Consider the following 17946-nt stretch of genomic DNA (forward strand, 5'->3'; position numbering starts at 1 on the left):
CGAAGCAATCCGGCGCTTATATCCGAAATGACAAATCAGGGTGCCTAAAGGTTATTTAGCGGCATAAATCCCTTTTGATACCATCCGCGGCCTCAGAGCGCCGAAGCGCCGCACGCTGTAGATAAAAGGAAGCCGCCCGATGAGCCCGACCATTGACGTCACCACGTTGGCTGAAGCCTACGCTGGCAAATCCCCGCAAGACATCCTCAAGCTTGCTTTCGACCTGTTTGGCGATGACCTGTGGATTTCCTTCAGCGGCGCCGAAGATGTCGTACTGCTGGACATGGCCTGGAAGCTGAACAAGAACGTCCGCGTTTTCACCCTCGATACCGGCCGCCTCCACAGCGAAACCTACCGATTTATCGAGCAGGTGCGCGATCACTACAAGATCCCAATCCAGATCATGACACCGGACCCGAAGCTGCTGGAGCCTCTGGTCAATGAGAAAGGCCTGTTCAGCTTCTATCGCGATGGTCATGGCGAGTGCTGTGGCATCCGCAAGATCGAACCGTTGCGCCGCAAACTGGCCACCGTGCGCGCCTGGGCCACTGGACAGCGCCGCGATCAGAGCCCGGGAACCCGCAGCCAGGTTGCGGTACTGGAAATCGACAACGCCTTTTCCACGCCGGACAACACGCTCTACAAGTTCAACCCACTGGCTCAGATGACCAGCGAAGAAGTCTGGACCTACATCCGCATGCTGGAGATTCCTTTCAACAGCCTGCATGAGCGCGGTTTTATCAGCATCGGTTGCGAACCCTGCACACGCCCCGTACTTCCCAACCAGCACGAACGCGAGGGTCGCTGGTGGTGGGAAGAGGCCACGCAGAAGGAATGCGGGTTACATGCTGGAAACCTGATTGCCAAGGATTAACTGCAAAGGGGCGTAGACGTCGACGCAGCCAAAAGCTCCGCGCCGAAGGCGGCGCTCCCAGGGAAATGGTGTGCACTGTGCTGTTTTCTTGCGCAGCAATGCAGGTCGGAGGTCTCTGGAAGCAGGTCGACGCCCTCAAATCGGGCTGCTAATCAGTAGGTCGGCAGCTCGACGTCCTTGAACAGCTCTTCCAGCTCAAGCTTGTTACGACACTTCACAGCCTTGTCGAGCATTTCCCGATCCAGGTGTGGCGCGAACGCTTCGATGAAGTCGCACATGAAACCACGCAGGAAGGTTCCGCGCCGGAAGCCGATTCGGGTGACGCTGGATTCAAACAGCTCACTGGCATCGAGCACTACCAGATCGGGATCGAGGACAGGGTCCACCGCCATCTGCGCGACAATGCCAACACCCAGCCCCAGCCGCACATAGGTCTTGATCACGTCGGCGTCTGCCGCCGTAAACACCACCTTGGGTGACAGTCCCTGGTGGCTGAAGGCCTCATCGAGCTTGGAGCGACCGGTAAAGCCGAATACGTAAGTGACGATGGGGTGTTCGGCGAGCGCTTGTAGGGTCAGCTTCTCCAGTTTCGCCAGCGGATGGCCCTGCGGCACCACTACGCAGCGGTTCCAGCGGTAACACGGCATCATCACAAGATCACCGAACAGCTCCAGCCCCTCGGTGGCGATGGCGAAATCCACGGTGCCGTCAGCTGCCATCTCGGCAATCTGCAGCGGCGTACCCTGATGCATATGCAGAGAAACGTCGGGGTACTGGTTGATGAACCGGCTGATAACCTTCGGCAAGGCGTAACGCGCCTGGGTGTGAGTAGTGGCGATGCTCAGCGTGCCCTTTTTCTCGTTGGAGAACTCCTGCGCAATCTGCTTGATGCTTTCGCATTTTCGAAGGATTTCACCTGCGGTGGTGATGATCCTCTCACCAGCAGGCGTGACACGCGTTAGATGCTTGCCACTGCGGGCAAAAACCTCGACCCCCAGCTCATCTTCGAGCAGACGGATCTGCTTGCTGATACCGGGTTGTGATGTGAACAGGCTTTGCGCGGTGGCTGAGACATTGAGGTCATGGTGCGCCACCTCCCAGATGTAACGCAGTTGCTGTAGCTTCATAGAAATCCCTCGAAAAAAGCGGTGACGTCCGGTAGTCGTTACTTCTTATAACTATTATGCATAGATATGATCTGATTCTAGATCTTTTTTTAAAGTATTGCTCGTCCGCCGCAAATCAGCTTTCGATGGCTCCGCTTGAGCTTAGCAGCCCCAAAAAAAACCACTACCAAGCCGCTAACCACAGGGGCTTGCGACTTCAAGGTCATTGTCGAAGCGACTCGATACGCGATAAGGTTCCGCCTCCCCGCTGCGCCTCCAGGCCCTGTTCCGCCGCACCGGGATCGCTGGCGGACGGCACCCGTGACCCTGACGAGTAACACGATGGCTGATTTACCGATCGATGACCTTAACGTTGCCTCCAACGAAACCCTGATCACACCGCAGCAGTTGAAGCAGAAACTTCCGCTCACTGCCTCTGCACTGAAGACCGTTGCCGAAGGGCGGCAGGTCGTACGTGACATTCTCGATGGCAAGGATCATCGCCTGTTCATCGTGATCGGCCCCTGCTCGATTCACGACCTCAAGGCAGCGCATGAATATGCCGAACGCCTCAAGGTTCTTGCCGACAAAGTGTCCGACAGCCTGTTCTTGATCATGCGGGTGTACTTTGAAAAGCCGCGCACCACTGTCGGCTGGAAAGGCCTGATCAACGATCCCTACATGGACGACTCGTTCAAGATCGAAGAAGGCCTGCACATCGGCCGCAAGCTGTTGCTCGATCTGGCCGAAATGGGTCTACCCACCGCCACCGAAGCCCTGGACCCGATCTCCCCGCAATACTTGCAGGACCTGATCAGCTGGGCAGCCATCGGCGCGCGCACTACCGAATCCCAGACCCACCGTGAAATGGCCTCAGGCCTGTCTTCGGCAGTGGGTTTCAAGAACGGTACGGACGGCAGCCTGACGGTCGCAATCAATGCCCTGCAATCGGTTTCCAGCCCGCATCGTTTCCTCGGCATCAACCAGGCCGGCGGCGTTTCCATCGTCACTACCAAGGGCAACGCCTACGGCCACGTGGTGCTGCGCGGCGGCAACGGCAAGCCCAACTATGATTCGGTCAGCGTTGCACTCTGCGAACAGGAACTGAGCAAAGGCGGCATCCGCCACAACATCATGGTCGACTGCAGCCATGCCAACTCCAACAAAGACCCGGCACTGCAGCCCCTGGTCATGGACAACGTTGCCAACCAGATTCTGGAAGGCAACAACTCCATCGTTGGACTAATGGTCGAAAGCCACCTGAGCTGGGGCAACCAGTCGATCCCCAAGAATCTGGCAGACTTGAAGTACGGCGTTTCCATCACCGACGCCTGCATCGATTGGGATACCACCGAAAAGGCCGTGCTCGATATGCATGCAAAGCTCGCCGAGGTACTACCTAAGCGTGCGCGAGGCTAATTGAAGCAGGAATTGAAAACGCCGCTTAGATGCGGCGTTTTCATTTGGGCGTCCAGCAAACAGACGAGTTGCCACGGCCTACTGGGTACTACCAGCACCGTTGTCCCTCTTTGCGTGACGCTCCATATAGCGCTCCACATATGAGCAAGAGGGAATCACCGTATAGCCCTCGTGCTCGGCATACTCCAGCGCGTGCCGGGTCAAAGCGGCGGCGATACCCCGCCCGCGCAGCGAGTCGGGGACGAAGGTTCGGTAGATATCCAGGGTTTGTTTGCCCAGATCCATATAAGCCAGATAAGCACGATGACCATCCACAGTCGTTTCGAACTGGTGGCCTGCCCGATCATGGTGGATGGTCAGTGTGTCGCTCATCTCGCCTCCTCGATACCGGTTCTGATTGTTGTCTGCCGATAATGCCTTCAGCATACGGCGCGCGCCATACCTCAACAAACATCTTCTGGCAGCTCTGGTCGGATAGTGTCTACACTCTTCAGACGGCAATCGAGGATGCCGCCGCAGCCTTCTATAGGCATGGATTACTTGCACCTCCAAGTGCAACTTCGAGTGTCCTGCAGAGTCCATACAACGCTCAACTGTGCTGGCTTTGGTTGTTTTTCAACCAGACAGAGGTGCCAGCATTGGAAAACAGGCAAGTTCGCTAAAAAAACCGGGCTGACAAGTGTCTGCCTCAGTTTACTTGGCGCAACTTATCGGTAGTATGTGCCCGCCAACTCTCCATAACGGAAGTTGCCATGGATTTCACTTCAAGGGGAACACGATGAACAACGTTCTGAAACTTTCTGCTCTGGCTTTCGCTGCAGTTCTGGCTACTGGTTGCAGCAACAGCATGACTCAAGAAGGCGAAGCTCGTTTGACCGCCACCGAAGATGCAGCTGCCCGTGCTCAGGCTCGTGCCGACGAAGCGTACAGCAAGGCTGACGAAGCTCTGCAAGCCGCTCAGAAGGCTCAGCAGACTGCTGACGAAGCCAACGAGCGCGCACTGCGCATGCTGGAGCGCGCTAGCCGCAAGTGAGCCTCTGTACCGCCCTGATCAACTTACTGGCTGCTCAGGACGATTACAGGTGCAAAAAAGCCGACCTGATACAGGTCGGCTTTTTAATGGGCAGGACTTTATATCAACGTTAGAAAACAGGCTCTTCGTGGCTAGCCATTGCCTCGCCCAGCTCGGCAATCTGGATGGGCAAGCCATCTTCCCCGGCAATGATCTCGCGCACCATTTCCCAATCCAGTCGTAACATGCCGGCATCTTCGTCCCGTTTAAGCAGGGTGTTGATCACTACGGCATGTTTGTCCATCAACGTCATGTGCTGATCTTCATCCTGCAGCGGCGTGTGCGCTTCCAGATAGACCATGCCCTGACTGATACCAAACTTGTAGGGCTCATCAATAATGCGCACCGGCGTGCCCACCTTGACCCGTTTGGACAGTTCGAGGACGTTGTGGTTGAGCATGCGGAAACAGCCGTGACTGACTCGCATACCGATACCGAACTTCTTGTTCGAGCCGTGGATGAGATACCCCGGCATCGCCAACGTCATCTTGTAAGGCCCCAGAGGGTTGTCAGGGCCTGGCGGCACCACCCGTGGCAGTGGATCGCCTTCAGCCGCGTGCTCATCACGAATCGACTGTGGCGGATACCAGGCCGGATTGCTGGTCATCGCGGAAATGCGTGTGATACCCACTGGCGACCCCCAGCCCTCACGTCCTATACCCAGCGGATAGGTATGCACCACCGGCTTATCTTTCGGGTAGTAGTACAGACGATATTCAGCGAGGTTGATCACGATACCTTCGCGCGGTCCCGGCGGCAGGATAAAGCGCGTCGGCAGGATGATGTCGGTGCCCTCGCCCGGCAGCCATGGGTCGACGCCAGGATTGGCTGCGACCAGCTCGAGATAGCCCAGATCATAGGTCTCGCCGAGGCCTGCGAAAGTGTCTTCGTATTTGGCCTTGATGACCTGAATTTCACCCACCACGTCTTCACCTTCGGGTGGCAGCGGCAATTCGAGCGCTGCCGATTTCCCTGCTAACAGCAAGGCAGTGAGTGACAAACAGGAGACGATTGCAGAGGCACGCAAGCGCATTCGGAGTTCCTTGGAGAGCGGTGAATTGAACTGTCCGCGATTGTACGCGAAGCGAGGGAAAGCGCCGAGCGGCTACCAGGCACTGGCGGCGGACGGCAGGCGCCGACGCTGAGCATTGACCGTATCCCGACAGATTGGGCAAAGCCGCCGGTCTTTGAGCAGGCCCCGTTCCAGATCCTGCCAGCGCGGCTGGGCGGGCAGAAAACCGCCACATAGGGTGCGATCCGCCTGGCCGTTCAGTTCCAGCTGGCGCAAGGCCAGGTGCAGGCGATTCTCTCGGCATGCGAACAGGTCGAACTGCTCGTCCGGAACGATAAGGCGATATGCAAAAAGAGACCAGGCTGGGCGTGGCATTTGAGGCTCCAATCGAGGGGCGCGACACTAGCTGCGCCGCTTCCTCAAAGCAAGGGTTCGAGCACTGGCCAGACGTTGTCCAACAGCTGCTGCTGCGCAATGGCCGTAGGGTGAATGCCGTCGGCCTGCATCATATTCGCAACGCCGCCGACTCCTTCGAGAAAGAAAGGCACATATGGCAGTTCTTGCTCTTCGGCGAGGGAATCGAAGGCACTGGCGAACGCCGCGGTGTAGCGCTGGCCTAGATTCGGTGGCATGCGCATGCCCAACAGCACCACCTGAGCGCCGGCCTGCTTCGCTTGCTCAACCATTGCCGCAAGATTCTGTTTCAATTGCACCGGAGACTGACCGCGCAGGCCATCGTTGCCTCCCAGCTCCAGAATCACGATTTCCGGTGCATGCTCATCGAGCAGCTTAGGCAGCCTCGAACGCCCGCCCGCCGTGGTGTCACCACTGATCGAGGCATTCACCACGCGGTACTCCGACCCCTGCGAATCCAGCCGCTGCTGAAGCATATGCACCCAACCTTGGCTGGTTTCCAGGCCGAAAGCGGCGCTGATACTATCCCCGACCACCAAGACGGTCCCCCCGAGGGCAGCTTGGGCCCAGCACAGCAAGACCAGAACCCCACCTTTCAGCCACATTCGCATCGGAATCTCCATGAGCGACAGCATTCTAAATGCCCGGAACCTTAGCAAAGTGGTACCTAGCGCGGAAGGTGAACTGGCCATCCTTGAAGCGGTGTCCCTGCGCCTGGAAAAGGGCGACAGCCTGGCCATCGTGGGCACCTCCGGTTCGGGAAAATCCACCCTGCTTGGCCTGCTCGCCGGGCTGGACCTGCCCAGTTCCGGCGAAGTGATCCTCGCTGGCCACCGCCTCGGGGAGCTGGACGAAGATCAGCGCGCCAGGGTCCGAGCCGAGCACGTCGGTTTCGTCTTCCAGTCCTTCCAGCTGCTGGACAGCCTCAATGCCCTGGAAAACGTCATGCTGCCCCTGGAGCTGCACGGCAGGCGCGACGCCCAGGCGAAAGCCACCGAGCTTTTGCGGCGCGTCGGCTTGGGCGCCCGCCTTCATCACTATCCAAGGCAACTGTCCGGCGGCGAACAGCAGCGCGTCGCGGTCGCTCGCGCCTTCGCTGCCGAGCCTGAGGTGATGTTTGCCGACGAGCCGACCGGCAATCTCGACAGCCATACAGGGGCGAACATCACCGAGCTGTTATTCGAACTCAACCGTGAGCGCTCCACCACCCTGGTATTGGTGACCCACGATGAGCGGCTGGCTCGGCGTTGCCAGTACGTGCTGCGCCTTGAGGGTGGACGCCGGGTAGACAACGAGCAGAGCCAATGACGCGGATGCCCTTCAGCCGTCTGGCTGCTCTCGCGCTACGGCAGCTAATACGCGATGCTCGTGCAGGAGAGCTGCGTGTGCTCTTCTTCGCTTTACTGATCGCCGTGGCAGCGAGTACGGCGATCGGCTTTTTCGGCGCGCGGCTGAACGATGCCATGCTCCTGCGCGCTACCGAGTTCCTGGGCGCTGACCTGGTGTTGCGCGGTAGCGCCCCGGCGGCGGCAGAACAGATCGAAGCCGGCAAGCGGCTGCAGCTCAATCACGCGCAACTGGTAGAGTTTTCCAGCGTTATCGCCACCGATGACAATTTGCAGCTGGCCAGCGTCAAAGCCGCGGACAGCCTGTATCCGCTACGTGGAGAACTACGCAGCGCCCCTGCACCTTATCAGCCAGAACAGGTCAGCTCTGGACCGCAGCCTGGTGAAGCATGGGCCGAGGCACGCCTGTTCGCCGCCCTGGACCTGCAGATCGGTGACCTGATCGAAGTCGGCAACAAACCGCTGAAGCTGACCCGCGTACTAACTTACGAGCCGGATCGCGTGGGTGACTTCTATAGCCTCACGCCACGGGTACTGATGCACCTCGACGACCTGCAGGCCACCGGCGTAGTCCAGCCGGGAAGCCGCGTGAGCTACCGTGAGCTATGGCGCGGGCCGGCAGCGCAGCTGCAGGCTTATCAGGAGGCCATCCAGGCAGGTATTCAACCGCACCAGCGGATTGAAACTGCCAAAGACGGCAATCGTCAGATCGGCGGCGCCCTGGGCCGCGCCGAGCGCTATCTGAACCTCGCCAGCCTGGCGGCGGTACTGCTCGCCGGGGTTGCCGTGGCGCTGTCTGCCGCGCGATTTGCCGCTCGCCGCTTTGATGCCAGTGCGCTGCTACGCTGCCTTGGCTTGGCCCGCCGTGAGGCACTGCTGCTGTATTCCCTGCAATTGGCTTATCTCGGCACGGTAGCCAGCGTGATTGGCGCCCTGCTGGGCTGGGGCGCGCAGCACGGGTTGTTCTATCTGTTACGCGATCTGCTGGTCAGCGAAATTCCGCCGGCAACACTCTGGCCGGCGCTGGCCGGTATCGCTACGGGGCTGATAGCGCTGGCCGGCTTTGCGTTGCCGCCCCTGGCTGCACTGGGCCGCGTTCCGCCGTTGCGCGTGCTGCGCCGTGACATGTTGCCGGTGCCACCCAGCAGCTGGCTGGTCTACGGTGCCGCGATCATCGCTTTAGGCGTGATCATGTGGCGCTTGAGCCTGGATCTGAAAATCACCCTGGCGCTGCTCGGTGGCGGGCTGGTGGCCACCCTGGTGCTTGGCGGCCTGCTATTGCTGGCTCTGCAGGGCTTGCGCCGGCTACTGTCCGGCGCTTCCCTTCCCTGGCGTATCGGGCTGGGCCAACTGCTGCGCCACCCTCTGGCTGCCGCCGGCCAGTCTTTGGCCTTCGGCCTGATTCTGCTGGCCATGGCGCTGATCGCACTACTGCGCGGCGAATTGCTCGACACCTGGCAGGAGCAACTGCCTGCAGATGCGCCCAATCATTTCGTGCTGAACGTGCTGCCGGAAGACAACGCCGCATTCAGCGAACGCATCCTGGCCCTTTCCGATCATGCGGCCCCACTCTATCCGGTGGTGCCCGGGCGTCTGGTGGCCATCAATGGCGAGCCGGTACGGCAGGTCGTCAGCAAGGAAAGCCAGGGCGAACGAGCGATCCGCCGGGATCTCAGCCTGACCTGGGCGCAGGAACTGCCTGCAGACAATCGTTTGACGGCCGGGCAATGGTGGAGCGACGAGCCAGGCGAGCTGCCCGGCGTCTCGGTGGAAGCCGAGCTGGCAGAAAGCCTGAAGGTTGGGCTCGGCGACCGGCTGAGTTTCACCGTGGGCGGCATCACCCGCGATGTCAGCGTTACCAGCTTGCGCGAAGTTAACTGGGATAGCTTCCAGCCCAACTTCTACATGATCTTCGAGCCAGACACCCTGCAGGATGTACCAGCCACCTATATGACCAGCTTCCACCTGCCAGTCGGCAAGGATCGAGAACTGGTACAGCTCGCCCGCGACTTTCCCTCGGCGACTATCCTGCAGGTCGAGGCCTTGCTCGGCCAGCTGCGCAGCATTCTTGCGCAGGTCTCGCTGGCGGTGGAGTACGTGCTGATGTTCGTGCTGGCAGCGGGCCTTGCAGTACTGTTCGCCGGCCTGCAAGCCACTCTCGACGAGCGCATTCGGCAGGGTGCCCTGCTGCGGGCTCTGGGCGCCGAGCGCAAGCTGCTGCTCCAGGCACGACGCGCCGAATTTGGCGTGCTGGGTGCAGCCAGCGGCCTGCTGGCCGCGCTGGGCTGCGAACTGGTCAGCGCCCTGCTTTATCACTTCGTCTTCGACCTGCGCTGGCAGCCGCATCCGTGGTTGCTGGTTTTGCCAGTCATCGGTGCCCTTCTGGTCGGAGGGGCCGGCGTGATCGGTACTCGCCGTGCACTGAATGCCAGCCCGTTAAGTGTGCTACGTGAAAATTGATCCCGAAGAGCCGCTGGCTGAAACAGGCCGCCGGCTTACAATGTGCGGCCCTACTGGCCGATCCGGATAGTTTATGAGCCGTTACCGTCCACCGCGCCCTGCCGGCACCCCGCTGATCACTCCCGAAGGCGAGGCGCGACTGCGTGCCGAGCTGCACGAACTCTGGCACGTCAAACGTCCCCAGGTAACCCAGTCAGTCAGTGAAGCTGCCGCGCAAGGCGACCGCTCGGAAAATGCCGAATACACCTACGGCAAGAAGATGCTGCGCGAGATCGACAGCCGCGTGCGCTTCCTCACCAAGCGGCTGGAGAAGCTCAAGGTCGTCAGCGAGCGGCCAAGCGATCCGGGCAAGGTGTACTTCGGCGCCTGGGTAACGCTCGAAGACGAAGACGGCGAGCAGGCCCGCTACCGCATCGTCGGGCCGGATGAGCTGGATCTCAAGCAGGGTCTGATCAGCATCGACTCGCCACTGGCCAGGGCCCTTGTCGGCAAGCCGCTGGATGCCGAAGTTCGTGTCCAGACGCCGACCGGTGACAAGCTCTGGTATATCGTTGCGATCGACTATCAGCCCTGAAAGCGGCCGGCTCCGACGGGACTCGGCCACGGAGCACGGATAAACCGACCTACCGGGTCGCGCGCTGCGGCCCGGCCTCTAGCAGATTGCGTTCACGGTTGTACGCCAGGTAGTACTTGTTCACCGCATTGACGTGGCTTACCACCCCCATGCCCATCGTTTCCATGGCGATGCGCTCTACCTGGAAAAACCACTGATCAGGGTTATAGCCGCGGCGCCGGGCCTCGGCACGCAGGCTCTGCACCCGCTGCGGCCCCATGTTGTAAGCGGCAAGGATGAACGCCATGCGCTCATGCTCGTTGAGCCTGGGGCTGGCGAAGAACTCACGGCGGATGCTGGCCAGATACTTGGCGCTGGCCAATACATTGTTATCCAGCTTGCCGATATCCGTGACACCCATGCTGCGGGCCGCGGCAGGCGTCATCTGCATCAGCCCGGTGGCGCCTGAAGCACCACGCGCCGCTGGGTTGAGGGTCGATTCCTTGAAGGCCAGTGCCGCCAGGTTCAGCCAGTCGATATCCTGCTGCTGGGCGTGGCGCTGCAAGGTCGGGCGGACTTTTTCCAGGCGCTGGCGGCCCACCGAATCCAGAGGATTTTGCACGCGGTACAGCCGGCGATAGACCCGAACAAAAGCCGCATCCTGATTCTCCGGCGCACGATAGCCAGACAGAAAGCGATCCGCGCTGGCACGCAGCATTTTCGCCTCCTTACGCACGAACCAGTGCATATCCGCCGGCTCACCCAGGGCCAGTTTCGATTCGATGCGAAGCTTCGGCAGCACCTTGGCCCAGCGCTCGGCAATGCTCTGCTCAACCAGGGTGGCCGGGTAGATACCGGCCTGCACCATTTCCAGCACATCCTCCACGGCGAGCGTAGGATCGACCCACTCGACCACGATAGGCGCACGCCTGGCCTGCATCAGTTCGCTATTGACCTTGGCCAAGGTCTTGCCAGCAACACTGCCGGCGGGCAACGCCAGACTGCGCCCGGAGAATTGCTGCAATTGCGTGTAGCGACGGCTGCCCTGCCGCGTGACCAGCACCAGCGGCACCTGGGGCACGACGGCGCGGGTGCGGCTCAGCTGCCGCAACCCTCCCCGGTCAAGCAATTCGCCCGGCGCCACCAGATCACCTTCTCCGCGCTGGAGGGCAGCGAGCAACTGGTCCTTGGCCTTGGGAATTATTTTCAGAGTGATCGTGCGCGCCTGTGCGTCACGGTTGAGAAACTGCTCGAACGCACGCAAGCGCACGTATTCAACGCCGATGGCTTCGCCTTTCACTTCACCGGAGCTGTTGCGGCTCTGGTTTACCAGCACCCGCAATACTCCGCTGCGGCGAATCTCGGCCAGATCGCGTACCGTATCTGTCGTCTGCCAAGCCTGCGGGCCCGCCATACGTGCAACTGCCGGCCAGGGTGCGACCATCAGCAAAAAGAGCAGCAGAGGTAGGAGTCGGATCATCGGTGGAGATATTGGCTCGTACGGAGAAAGCGTGCGTGCCCAGGCACAGGCGGCGAGGTTCTCACAGCACTGCGCTACCCGCCAGCCTCATGCGATATATCACCCGAGCCATTATTCCTGAATCATTGATTTAGCTAGTTATATTTTCATTTCATAAGTGAGCGTTTTCATGCAGCTTGTCGACATCGGCGTCAACTTGACCCATCCAACTTTCAGTCGCGACCCGCGCGCGGTTCTGGATCGCGCCCAAGCTGCCGGGGTCATGCAGATGGTACTGACCGGTACCAGCCTCAGCGAAAGCGAAGCGGCATTGGCGCTCTGCCGCGAACTGGACGACAGCCGCCAACGGTTATTCTGCACCGCCGGTATTCACCCTCACGAAGCGAGCCAATGGTCCTCGCAAAGCGCCGCAGAGCTCAGACAGCTACTGGCCGAGCCCGAAGTACGTGCGGTGGGTGAATGCGGCTTGGACTTCAATCGCGACCTTTCTCCGCGCGCGCAACAGGAGCGCGTACTCGAAGAACATCTGCAGCTGGCCGTTGAAACCGGCCTTCCGGTCTTTCTCCATGAGCGCGAAGCGGACCAGCGCCTGGCGGCCATCATCCGCCCCTTCCGCGACCAGCTTAGCGCAGCCGTGGTGCACTGCTTCACCGGGGAAAAGCGCGCGCTCTACGCCTATCTAGACCTTGATCTGCACATCGGCATCACCGGCTGGATCTGCGACGAGCGCCGCGGGACGCACCTTCATTCGCTAGTGCGCGATATACCCGGCGAACGCCTGATGCTTGAAAGCGACGCGCCTTACCTGCTGCCCCGCACCCTACGGCCTCGGCCAAAGCATAACGAGCCGGCCTATCTACCCGAGGTGCTTCGTGAAGTTGCTCGGCACCGAAACGTGAGCGAACAGGAGCTTGCTGCCAGCAGCACGGCCTGTGCCCAACGGTTCTTCGGTATTCCGGCCCTGGATGCGTCCTGACAGCGAAGGGCACAACGCCGTTTAACCGAACACCGTCACCGTCTGCCGACTCAGCGCCAGCAGCTCTCCCTGCGAACTCCAAAGCGCTGCGGCGCAGTGGCCGTAACCATCACGGGCATACTCGATAAGCGCGCGATACTGGCACCATTCGTGGGTGTCAACAGAAGGCTGTGGGTGCATGAACTCGATGGTCCAGGTCAGCGAACTGCCCGGCGCAAAAGACTTGAGATGGGGCAGCACTGCCGGCGGCCAGGCATCCACCAGCGCCAGCTGATGGGCAACAGTGAGCGGTTCACGCTCGACCTCACCCCGTTGTCGCACCCAACCGCCCATCTCCCGCGAGGCGTTGCCACTGAACGGCAGACCACCGATGCCCCAGCGCATGACCAGATGGCGAGTGAATTCCGGCGTTACGCCGGGTATGTACGGCAGCTCCTGACAAGTCTCAAGCGCCGGCATGCTCGGAGCCGGCTCCGCCTCTACCGCAACGACAGAGCTACGCGCAGCACCAAAACTCCCCTGCACCAGGGTAACGACCTGTCCGTTCTGCACAGCGCGCCCGAGTACCTGACTGACGGCTTTGCCTTCACGTAGCACCTCGGCTTCGAAGCTGACCGGCGTATCCACCTGCAGCGGGCCTACAAAGGTGATAGCCAACGAACGCACTGGGCGATCTTCGGGCACCAGCGCTCGCATGCTTTCGTAGACTAGCGCCGCCGCAAGCCCACCAAAACCCGCACGTCCCTGTCCCCAGCTGGCAGGCACGATAAGTTCTTGCGGATTGTCGCGTACGGTTTGTAGCAGTTCGGAAAGGGTCATGCTTGCCTCTAGGTCTTGTGATAGGTCGCCATCTTAAGCCTCCCCGGCAAGCCGGATGCCTTCCTGGCAGAGGGAAATCAGCCAATCTGTAGGGCCGAATTCATTCGGCCGCATCAAGCCATCCAGATTTTGGCCTACAGCTTTTCACGCGCCCCGATATGCCGTGGAAGGCGGCGTCCGAGCCTGGCCAACGCAGCCTGCATCGCGGCCTTGTCTACTGCCTCGCCGGCATAACGTGCCCGCTCGTACAGGCGGGCAAAATCGCGGATCGCCTCGGCCTGTTCGGGCTGCTGGCGCGCTGCCCGTTCGGCAAAGTCGCGCGCGCCCTCACCGTCTCGGCGCGTCACCCCACGTCGCGCCAGCTGACGCTCGAAACGACGAAACAAGCGTAGTTGAGGATCACGCTCGAACCGCCAGGGCTTGAGCAATAGCAGCGCCAGCAAGGCAATCAATACACTGGCACTGACGACCAGCAATATACCCAGCTGGCGCGCGTCGAGATCGCCGAACAACCCTTTCAAGGTACGTAGCTGACGCTCACCCTGGTAATCGAGTACCCAGCGCTGCCAACCGTAGTTGAGGTTGTCCCAGCCGAAGCGCAGATCGTTGAGCCAACCGATATCCCGATAGCGACGCAGGGTCATAGGGGACTCATCGAACAGGCCCTGCTCTTCGGCAAGAGCCTCTTCAAGGCCCAACTCAATACGCTCTGGCGCAACCTGGAAGGTCGGATCCACGCTGACCCAGCCGCGTTCAGCTACCCAGTACTCTACCCAGGCGTGGGCATCAAGCTGGCGCACCGACAGGTAGTTACCGGTTGGATTGATTTCCCCGCCCTGGTAACCCGCAACCACCCGAGCGGGAATGCCGGCGGCACGCAGCACGAAGGTCATCGCGCCGGCGTAGTGAATGCAGAAGCCGTTGAGGGTCTTGAACAGGAAGTCATCGACGATTTCGCTGCCAACCGCGGGCGGGCGCAAGGTGTAGCCATAGGGCTGCCTGTTGAAATGGCGCAACAGGGCCTGCACGACGGTTTCGGGATCCTGGTGCTCACGACGCAGCTGCGCAGCCCAGGCGCGCGCTCGGGGATTCCCTTCGAGCGGCAGCTGCAACGAGCGCTCCAGCGTGTCCAGCGCCGGTCGGGGCTCACGCAGGGCATCCGGCCAGGACGTGGCCTGGTACAGCAAGGGCTTATCCACCGGTCGCCGTCGTTGCAGATGGAAGTCGGTCATTAGCCGAACCTCATCCGCGTCGACCTCACCCACGTCCAGCACATATAGCCAGGGACGACCGCTGGGCTGCATGACGACGCTGTAGTTCAGCGCCGAGCCACGCGGCTCCCATTCCGGCGCCTGGGGCACCTGTGCTGCGAAGGATTGCGACCAGCGTCGGCCATCGAAGCGCTCGAAGGTTACAGCGCGCCAGTACAGACGCTCCCGCTCGGGGATCGGCCCTTCGAAGCTGGCACGAAAGGCCAGTGCGGAAGAACGACTCAGCTCGGCGATATCACCAGGCGACATGCTGTCAGCCAGCCCGGAAACCGCTCGATCCTTGGGCTGCGGCAGCGACCACAGCGGACCGAACCGCGGAAACAGCACAAACAGCAGCAGCATCAACGGCACTGCCTGCAGTAACAGCGAGCCGGCCAGACGCAACGTCGGCCAGGGGTGAGTACCGCCAGCACTCTGCTGCAAGCCAATCATTGCTGCCAACAATGCCGTGGTGGGCAACAGGCTATAGATTCCGGCCAACAGGCTGTCATTGAACAGGTAGCTGGTAACTACCGTGAAGAACCCAAGAAAGATCAACACAAGGGCATCGCGACGGCTACGCATCTCCACCAGTTTGAGAATGAAGGCGGCCACCAGCAGCACAACGCCAGCCTCAAGACCGATCAGACTCCCGCGCGACAGATACACACCCAAAGCGGCGCCGATCATCATCAGCGCTTTCATCCAGCCACGCGGATAGCGCGCCTGCATGCGGAAGATACGTACACGCCAGACCGCACAGCCGAGCCAGAGGCCGATTATCCACAGCGGTAGATGCCCCAAGTGCGGCAGAATCACCAGCACCTGTGCGACCAGTAGCCAGATCAGACCGTTGCGCGGAATGGGCTGCGCAGTGTTCACGGCTCGCGCTCCTGCTGGCCGAATAGGGCCAGTTCACGCAGGCAAAGGTTGCGATGGTCGGCGCCGTCACCCGGCCCCATGGTCTTCCCCGCAAGTCGCAGGGCAAAGGGCTGCTGGCGTGAGGATAACTCGAGGACCCAGTGGCAGAGGCGTGACAGTCTTGCTTCCAGATCGCCGTCAAGGGCATCCAGATCCAGCAGCGGTTCCTCTCCGACCAGGGCGGAAAAGTCTTTCACCAACAGGCCCTGCCCACGGGAAAAGGCCTTCCAGTGCAGCCGCCTGCGCGAGTCACCCGGCTGCCAGTCACGCAGGCCCTGGTAATCATCTACGCCTGCACCATGCGCTCGGCTGCCTTCGTCCACATCGTCAGTTCCGGCCGTTTGCGGCAGCTCCCCTGCTTCGGGCCTGGGATAGACCAGTGCCGCCAGTTGCAGATCGACCCAACTCCAAGCCACCAGCAACCCGAGCGGAAAGCGGCTTTCGACACGTAAGCGCCCGGGCTTCAGCCAGCCGCGATGTTCACTTGGCAGGCTGAGTTCGACTTCGCAGGTGCCGCCAGCCGGGACATCGACCCGCTGCAATTCGCCGCCCGGCCAGCACAGGGCGACCGCCTGGTAAAGACGGCCTCGGCTTTCCAGGCGCACGCGAAAACGCACCTGCTCACCGAGAAACACGGCTTGCGCCCTCGTCGCCTGCAGCACCAGGCCGGCAAGGTTGCGCCAGGTATGCAGGATGGTCACGATAAATACCGAGCCGAGCAGAAAGGTCAGCGCGTAGGCCAGGCTGTTCTGGTAATTGATGGCCGCCACCAGCATCAGCAACAGCGCGATCATGAAAGCCATGCCGACCGCGCTGGGCATGATAAAGATGCAGCGCTGATCGAGGCGCACGCTGGGCCCCGGCGGAATGCGTTTGAGCAGCCAGCGCTCACGGGTACGCGGCAGGAGCCTCATGGCGCGCAAGCCGCCATCAGAGCGCAGGCACTTCGCGTAGCAGCCACTGCACCAAGGCACCGCCGCCATGGCCACCAGCGTCGGCACGTTCGCGCAAGCGATGCCCGGCCACCGAAGGCAAAACCGCCTGCACATCCTCGGGGATCACGTAGTCCCGGCCATCCAGATACGCCCAGGCGCGCGCGGCTGCCAACAATGCAAGGCTGCCACGAGGCGATAGTCCCCAGGCAAACTGCGGCTGGGTACGGGTCGCTTCAACCAATCGCAGCACGTAATCGACCAAGGCATCGCTGACGCGCACCTGAGCCACTGCCTGCTGGATGGCAACCAGCGAGGCGCGGTCCAGTACCGGTTCCTGCCGGGCCAGCAGGTCACGCCGAGAGTCACCGAGCAGCAGCGCCTTTTCCGCCGCCTTCGCCGGGTAGCCCAGAGACAGACGCATAAGAAACCGGTCCAGCTGCGATTCCGGCAGGGAGAAGGTGCCACCAGAGCTAACCGGATTCTGTGTGGCAATCACGAAAAAGGGTTCGGGCAGTGGCCGTGTGGCGCCCTCGATAGTGACCTGCCCCTCTTCCATGGCTTCGAGCAAGGCACTCTGGCTTTTTGGTGTGGCGCGATTGATCTCGTCAGCCAGCACCAGCTCGGCGAAGATCGGCCCGGGATGGAAGATGAATTGCCCGCTGTCCTTATCGAATACGGAGGTGCCGAGGATATCCCCAGGTAACAGGTCGGAAGTGAACTGGATACGCTGGAATTCAAGCCCCATGACTCGGGCCAGGGTGTGGCTCAAGGTGGTCTTGCCCATGCCGGGCAAATCCTCGATCAGCAGATGCCCTCGCGCCAGCAGGCAGGCCATGGCCAGTTGCACCTGTGATTGCTTGCCGAGCAGTACCTCATTCACCGCTCGTAGACAGACTTCCAATCGTGCGCGCATGCCACCCTCCCTTGCCATTCGCGACGATGCTACTGGTACCCGCTAGTGCAGGCAAAGGGGCAGGCAATCTGTTGTGACGAAGTTCTGCAGCGCCTGCCCTGTTTCGCTGACTATCAGCGTCCCGCGCGAGACTCTCGCAGATAGAAGCGCGCTTTCTTCGCCTTCTTGGTGCAGCCTCGGAAAGCCTCGAACTGCTGTTGGGTCTTGGCTCCGGTAAGCAGCGCCATTGCCTTGGAATAGCTTACGGTACCGGCAAAGCCTTCCGCCTCAGCCAGGCTTTGCTCCTTCCAGGCAGCATCCAGATTGGAGGCGCAGCTGTCACGGTAGGCGGTTTTTCCAGCGCACCCGGTCAGAGTCAGGGCCAGCAGGGACAAACAGATCAGATGTTTCATCGCC

The 17946-nt window shown here is 61.0% G+C and carries 18 protein-coding genes; 7 read left to right on the top strand and 11 right to left on the bottom strand.

Annotated features, from left to right (window positions below):
- Positions 1–139 precede the first annotated feature (139 nt).
- A complete protein-coding gene (locus tag BN1079_RS04495) occupies positions 140–874 on the top strand; it encodes a phosphoadenylyl-sulfate reductase (RefSeq protein ID WP_037022626.1) in 735 nt (244 codons plus the stop codon).
- 152 nt (positions 875–1026) lie between these two features.
- On the opposite strand, the gene cysB is transcribed toward BN1079_RS04495, so the two are convergent.
- Positions 1027–2001, bottom strand: coding sequence for an HTH-type transcriptional regulator CysB (gene cysB / locus BN1079_RS04500; RefSeq protein ID WP_037022629.1), 975 nt, complete (start codon positions 1999–2001; stop codon positions 1027–1029).
- 321 nt (positions 2002–2322) lie between these two features.
- Here cysB and BN1079_RS04505 point away from each other — a divergent pair, with 321 nt between their 5' ends.
- Positions 2323–3399 carry a 3-deoxy-7-phosphoheptulonate synthase gene (locus BN1079_RS04505; protein WP_037022630.1) on the top strand — a complete coding sequence of 359 codons (1077 nt, stop codon included), beginning with the start codon at positions 2323–2325 and terminating at the stop codon, positions 3397–3399.
- 78 nt (positions 3400–3477) lie between these two features.
- On the opposite strand, the gene BN1079_RS04510 is transcribed toward BN1079_RS04505, so the two are convergent.
- Positions 3478–3771 carry a GNAT family N-acetyltransferase gene (locus BN1079_RS04510; protein WP_037022631.1) on the bottom strand — a complete coding sequence of 98 codons (294 nt, stop codon included), beginning with the start codon at positions 3769–3771 and terminating at the stop codon, positions 3478–3480.
- Positions 3772–4177: 406 nt separating this feature from the next.
- Between BN1079_RS04510 and BN1079_RS04515 the strand changes: the two genes are divergently transcribed.
- Positions 4178–4432 carry an Lpp/OprI family alanine-zipper lipoprotein gene (locus BN1079_RS04515; protein WP_037022633.1) on the top strand — a complete coding sequence of 85 codons (255 nt, stop codon included), beginning with the start codon at positions 4178–4180 and terminating at the stop codon, positions 4430–4432.
- Positions 4433–4541: 109 nt separating this feature from the next.
- On the opposite strand, the gene BN1079_RS04520 is transcribed toward BN1079_RS04515, so the two are convergent.
- The 3 genes from BN1079_RS04520 to BN1079_RS04530 form a co-directional block, all read right to left on the bottom strand.
- Positions 4542–5504: a L,D-transpeptidase family protein gene (locus BN1079_RS04520; protein ID WP_037022635.1), complete on the bottom strand. Its 963-nt coding sequence runs from the start codon at positions 5502–5504 to the stop codon at positions 4542–4544.
- Positions 5505–5576: 72 nt separating this feature from the next.
- The gene (locus tag BN1079_RS04525) at positions 5577–5858 is read right to left on the bottom strand and encodes a hypothetical protein (protein WP_037022636.1); all 282 of its coding nucleotides are present in this window, start codon (positions 5856–5858) and stop codon (positions 5577–5579) included.
- A 44-nt stretch (positions 5859–5902) separates the two neighbouring features.
- On the bottom strand, positions 5903–6508 hold the full coding sequence (locus tag BN1079_RS04530) for an arylesterase (protein WP_037022637.1): 606 nt from the start codon (positions 6506–6508) through the stop codon (positions 5903–5905).
- 10 nt (positions 6509–6518) lie between these two features.
- On the opposite strand from BN1079_RS04530, the gene BN1079_RS04535 reads away from it, so the two are divergent.
- The 3 genes from BN1079_RS04535 (at position 6519) to greB (ending at position 10277) form a co-directional block, all read left to right on the top strand.
- A complete protein-coding gene (locus BN1079_RS04535) occupies positions 6519–7205 on the top strand; it encodes an ABC transporter ATP-binding protein (RefSeq protein WP_037022638.1) in 687 nt (228 codons plus the stop codon).
- Positions 7202–9703, top strand: coding sequence for an ABC transporter permease (locus BN1079_RS04540; RefSeq protein WP_037022640.1), 2502 nt, complete (start codon positions 7202–7204; stop codon positions 9701–9703). Before BN1079_RS04535 ends, BN1079_RS04540 begins: the two co-directional genes overlap by 4 nt.
- Before the next feature lie 73 nt (positions 9704–9776).
- On the top strand, positions 9777–10277 hold the full coding sequence (gene greB, locus BN1079_RS04545) for a transcription elongation factor GreB (RefSeq protein WP_037022642.1): 501 nt from the start codon (positions 9777–9779) through the stop codon (positions 10275–10277).
- A gap of 49 nt (positions 10278–10326) precedes the next feature.
- Here the strand turns inward: greB and BN1079_RS04550 are convergent, their stop codons facing one another.
- Positions 10327–11736 carry an MltF family protein gene (locus BN1079_RS04550; protein WP_037022644.1) on the bottom strand — a complete coding sequence of 470 codons (1410 nt, stop codon included), beginning with the start codon at positions 11734–11736 and terminating at the stop codon, positions 10327–10329.
- A gap of 169 nt (positions 11737–11905) precedes the next feature.
- On the opposite strand from BN1079_RS04550, the gene BN1079_RS04555 reads away from it, so the two are divergent.
- Complete coding sequence (locus tag BN1079_RS04555; RefSeq protein WP_037022645.1) at positions 11906–12712, top strand: TatD family hydrolase; 807 nt, start codon at positions 11906–11908, stop codon at positions 12710–12712.
- A 21-nt stretch (positions 12713–12733) separates the two neighbouring features.
- Here BN1079_RS04555 and BN1079_RS04560 read toward each other — a convergent pair whose 3' ends face one another.
- The 5 genes from BN1079_RS04560 to BN1079_RS04580 all read right to left on the bottom strand — a co-directional run bounded on the left by BN1079_RS04560 (position 12734) and on the right by BN1079_RS04580 (position 17942).
- The gene (locus tag BN1079_RS04560) at positions 12734–13531 is read right to left on the bottom strand and encodes an acyl-CoA thioesterase (protein ID WP_037022646.1); all 798 of its coding nucleotides are present in this window, start codon (positions 13529–13531) and stop codon (positions 12734–12736) included.
- A 134-nt stretch (positions 13532–13665) separates the two neighbouring features.
- Positions 13666–15663 (bottom strand): transglutaminase TgpA family protein, encoded by a 1998-nt coding sequence (locus tag BN1079_RS04565; RefSeq protein ID WP_037022647.1) that lies wholly within the window; start codon positions 15661–15663, stop codon positions 13666–13668.
- Positions 15660–16616: a DUF58 domain-containing protein gene (locus BN1079_RS04570; protein WP_037022648.1), complete on the bottom strand. Its 957-nt coding sequence runs from the start codon at positions 16614–16616 to the stop codon at positions 15660–15662. The genes BN1079_RS04565 and BN1079_RS04570 overlap by 4 nt, the downstream gene beginning before the upstream one ends.
- A 16-nt stretch (positions 16617–16632) precedes the next feature.
- Positions 16633–17550, bottom strand: a complete 918-nt coding sequence (locus tag BN1079_RS04575; protein ID WP_037022649.1) for an AAA family ATPase — start codon at positions 17548–17550, stop codon at positions 16633–16635.
- 113 nt (positions 17551–17663) lie between these two features.
- Positions 17664–17942 (bottom strand): lipoprotein, encoded by a 279-nt coding sequence (locus BN1079_RS04580; protein WP_037022650.1) that lies wholly within the window; start codon positions 17940–17942, stop codon positions 17664–17666.
- Positions 17943–17946 lie beyond the last annotated feature (4 nt).

Origin of the sequence: Pseudomonas saudiphocaensis (genome assembly GCF_000756775.1) — a bacterium.
Classification (GTDB): Bacteria; Pseudomonadota; Gammaproteobacteria; order Pseudomonadales; family Pseudomonadaceae; genus Stutzerimonas; species Stutzerimonas saudiphocaensis.

Coding starts and splice junctions, on each gene's coding strand:
- BN1079_RS04495 (WP_037022626.1), top strand. CDS start 140: ATGAGCCCGACCATTGACGTCACCACGTTGGCTGAAGCCTACGCTGGC.
- cysB (WP_037022629.1), bottom strand. CDS start 2,001: ATGAAGCTACAGCAACTGCGTTACATCTGGGAGGTGGCGCACCATGAC.
- BN1079_RS04505 (WP_037022630.1), top strand. CDS start 2,323: ATGGCTGATTTACCGATCGATGACCTTAACGTTGCCTCCAACGAAACC.
- BN1079_RS04510 (WP_037022631.1), bottom strand. CDS start 3,771: ATGAGCGACACACTGACCATCCACCATGATCGGGCAGGCCACCAGTTC.
- BN1079_RS04515 (WP_037022633.1), top strand. CDS start 4,178: ATGAACAACGTTCTGAAACTTTCTGCTCTGGCTTTCGCTGCAGTTCTG.
- BN1079_RS04520 (WP_037022635.1), bottom strand. CDS start 5,504: ATGCGCTTGCGTGCCTCTGCAATCGTCTCCTGTTTGTCACTCACTGCC.
- BN1079_RS04525 (WP_037022636.1), bottom strand. CDS start 5,858: ATGCCACGCCCAGCCTGGTCTCTTTTTGCATATCGCCTTATCGTTCCG.
- BN1079_RS04530 (WP_037022637.1), bottom strand. CDS start 6,508: ATGCGAATGTGGCTGAAAGGTGGGGTTCTGGTCTTGCTGTGCTGGGCC.
- BN1079_RS04535 (WP_037022638.1), top strand. CDS start 6,519: ATGAGCGACAGCATTCTAAATGCCCGGAACCTTAGCAAAGTGGTACCT.
- BN1079_RS04540 (WP_037022640.1), top strand. CDS start 7,202: ATGACGCGGATGCCCTTCAGCCGTCTGGCTGCTCTCGCGCTACGGCAG.
- greB (WP_037022642.1), top strand. CDS start 9,777: ATGAGCCGTTACCGTCCACCGCGCCCTGCCGGCACCCCGCTGATCACT.
- BN1079_RS04550 (WP_037022644.1), bottom strand. CDS start 11,736: ATGATCCGACTCCTACCTCTGCTGCTCTTTTTGCTGATGGTCGCACCC.
- BN1079_RS04555 (WP_037022645.1), top strand. CDS start 11,906: ATGCAGCTTGTCGACATCGGCGTCAACTTGACCCATCCAACTTTCAGT.
- BN1079_RS04560 (WP_037022646.1), bottom strand. CDS start 13,531: ATGACCCTTTCCGAACTGCTACAAACCGTACGCGACAATCCGCAAGAA.
- BN1079_RS04570 (WP_037022648.1), bottom strand. CDS start 16,616: ATGAGGCTCCTGCCGCGTACCCGTGAGCGCTGGCTGCTCAAACGCATT.
- BN1079_RS04575 (WP_037022649.1), bottom strand. CDS start 17,550: ATGCGCGCACGATTGGAAGTCTGTCTACGAGCGGTGAATGAGGTACTG.
- BN1079_RS04580 (WP_037022650.1), bottom strand. CDS start 17,942: ATGAAACATCTGATCTGTTTGTCCCTGCTGGCCCTGACTCTGACCGGG.